This is a genomic window from Ensifer sp. (assembly GCF_035999135.1).
Taxonomy (GTDB): domain Bacteria; phylum Pseudomonadota; class Alphaproteobacteria; order Rhizobiales; family Rhizobiaceae; genus Ensifer.
Genome location: NZ_DASYGZ010000051.1, coordinates 1 through 2439 on the forward strand (window position 1 = coordinate 1; position 2439 = coordinate 2439).

A 2439-nucleotide genomic window follows, 5' to 3' on the forward strand; every position below is an offset into this window, starting at 1 on the left:
TGCAGCCTATGCCTTCACCGGATCGGAAAGAAGCGCGCACCGCCTTTCAAGCGAAGTCGAAAGCGGCATGATCTCGATCAACCACCTGGGCCTGGCGCTGCCGGAGGTGCCCTTCGGCGGCATCAAGGATTCCGGCTACGGCACCGAGGGTGGTTCGGAGGCGATCGAGGCCTATCTCGAAACGCGCTTCGTCACGCGCAAGAGCATCTGAGACGAAGCAAGGCAAGAGGCGGCCGAACGACGTCGATGACGCCGCTCGGCTGTCTCACGTCACCCTGCATCAGGCCTGGGCGGTGAGGCCCAGGGCCTCGATGCCCGCGACTGCACAGATCTCGTCATTGTCCGACGTGTCGCCGGTTATGCCGACGGCACCGAGCAGCTCGCCGTCCTTCGAGCGCACCAGGACACCGCCTGGAACCGGCACGATCCGGCCGCCGGACACGGCCGAGAGGCCCTCGATGAAATGCGGCCGCTCGATCGCGGTCGTGTTGAGCCAGCGCGACCCCATGCCGACGGCAAGCGCGCCATAGGCCTTGCCGGAGGCGATCTCGAAGCGAAGCATCGAGGAGCCGTCCTGCTTCTGGAAGGCGATCAGGTGGCCGCCGGCATCGAGCACGGCGACGGACAAAGGCTTCAGGCCCGCTTCCTTTGCCCGACTGAACGCGCCGGCGATGATCGCGTTTGCTATTTCAAGTGTAAGACGCTGCATAAGAATTCCGATCGCATGAGAATGTTGACCCCGCGCCTCGTCGCAGGCGCGGGCCGATGTCCTGGCGTGCGCATGGGACGCTATCACTGCCGAGCGGTACGCTCTGGTCAGTTGGCGACACCCATGACCTTGCCGAGATAGGCGACATACTCGCCGAATTTCGGCAGCGCGCGGGTCGTCGCAGCGTCGCGCGGGCGCGGCAGGTCGATCGTCACTTCCTCGATGATCTTGCCGGGGCGGTCCGCCATGACGAGGACGCGATCTGACAGGAAGACCGCCTCGGCGATGCTGTGGGTGATCAGCATCACGGTCTTTCTGTGCTCCTGCCAGATGCGAAGCAGCTCGACATTGAGCTTGTCGCGGGTGAGTGCGTCGAGCGCACCGAAAGGCTCGTCCATCAACAGGATCGGCGGATCGAGCACCAGGGCCTGGCCGATCGATGCGCGCTGGCGCATGCCGCCCGACAGCTGATGCGGGTGGGCATCGGCGAACTTGGTCAGCGACAGGACGTCGAGCACCTTGTCGACCGCCACCTTGCGGGCGTCCGCGGGCATGTTGCGGATGCGCGCGCCGAGCTCGACGTTGCCCCGGACGGTCAGCCAGGGCAGCATGTTGTTGGTCTGGAACACCACGCCGACATCCGGCCGCGGCGAGCGGATCTTCTCGCCCTTGATGGTGGCCGCGCCCGTCTCATAGGGAATGAGACCGGCAACGATGCGCAGAAGCGTGCTCTTGCCGCAGCCACTTGGACCCAGGACCGAGACGAACTCCTGCGGCCTGATGCCGAAATCGATGTCCTCAAGCGCCTTGAACTGACCGAAGGTCTTGTTCAGCCCCTTTGCCTCGATGTGATTGGCGACTGCCTCCGTCGCAGGGCGTGCGCCCTCTTGGCTTTGGTGCACTCCGGCCGTGGCTACAGACGCCATCTTTTCCTCCCGAACCGACATATTCATACCTGGATACCCCGCCACCAGACGGCCTTGGCCGCAAACTCGATCAGGGCGTAAAGGGCGAGCGAAATCAGCGTGATCACGATGATGCAGCCGAAGACGAGATCGGTGCGCGACGATGCCGTCGCCATCATGATCAGGTTGCCAAGGCCCCGTTCGGAGCCGACCAGCTCGCCGATGATCGCGCCGATCATCGCCAGCGGCATGGCGACGCGACAACCGTCGATGAAGCTCGGCAGCGCGCTCGGCAGCCGGAGCGTCGTAAAGGTGCGCCACGGGCCAGCGTTGAGCGCCCGGAAATGTTCCTCGAGGTTCTTCGCGGTGCCGGCAAAGCCGCCAAGCGTCGCGACGACGATCGGGAAGAAGGCGAACAGGAACGCCATCGCCACCTTGGAGATGAAGCCGTAGCCGAACCAGACGATCATCAGCGGTGCGAGCGCGCTCTTCGGCGTCGTCTGCAAGGCGGTGACCAGCGGATAGATGGTGCGCTGGGCAAAGGGCGAGACATAGACGACCATTCCGAGCATGACGCCGATGACGACTGCGGCGCCAAAACCGATCAGCACTTCAGCAAGGGTATACATCGAGTGCTCGAACACTTCGGTTCGTGCTTCCCACACGGCGACGACGATCGCGGACAGGGGCGGCAGGATGTAGCTTTTGACTTCGAAATATCGGACGCCGTATTCCCAGAAGAGCAGAAACGCACCGAAAAAGAGGACGACTTGGCTGTAGGCAACAAGTCGCGAATTAGAGCCTGGCATGGAGGCCTCCGACGAC

4 protein-coding genes are annotated in these 2439 nt (G+C 63.6%); 1 reads left to right on the forward strand and 3 read right to left on the reverse strand.

The genetic code is table 11. The features are described 5' to 3' along the window. A partial coding sequence (locus VGO12_RS05435) for an aldehyde dehydrogenase family protein (RefSeq protein WP_327511708.1) occupies positions 1–211 on the forward strand: 211 nt, incomplete at its 5' end. A gap of 69 nt (positions 212–280) precedes the next feature. Here the strand turns inward: VGO12_RS05435 and VGO12_RS05440 are convergent. The 3 genes from VGO12_RS05440 to VGO12_RS05450 all read right to left on the reverse strand — a co-directional run. Continuing rightward, positions 281–709, reverse strand: coding sequence for a heme-binding protein (locus VGO12_RS05440; RefSeq protein WP_327511709.1), 429 nt, complete (start codon positions 707–709; stop codon positions 281–283). A 107-nt stretch (positions 710–816) separates the two neighbouring features. Then, positions 817–1635, reverse strand: a complete 819-nt coding sequence (locus tag VGO12_RS05445; RefSeq protein WP_327511710.1) for an ABC transporter ATP-binding protein — start codon at positions 1633–1635, stop codon at positions 817–819. A 23-nt stretch (positions 1636–1658) separates the two neighbouring features. Beyond that, a partial coding sequence (locus VGO12_RS05450) for an ABC transporter permease (RefSeq protein ID WP_327494916.1) occupies positions 1659–2439 on the reverse strand: 781 nt, incomplete at its 5' end.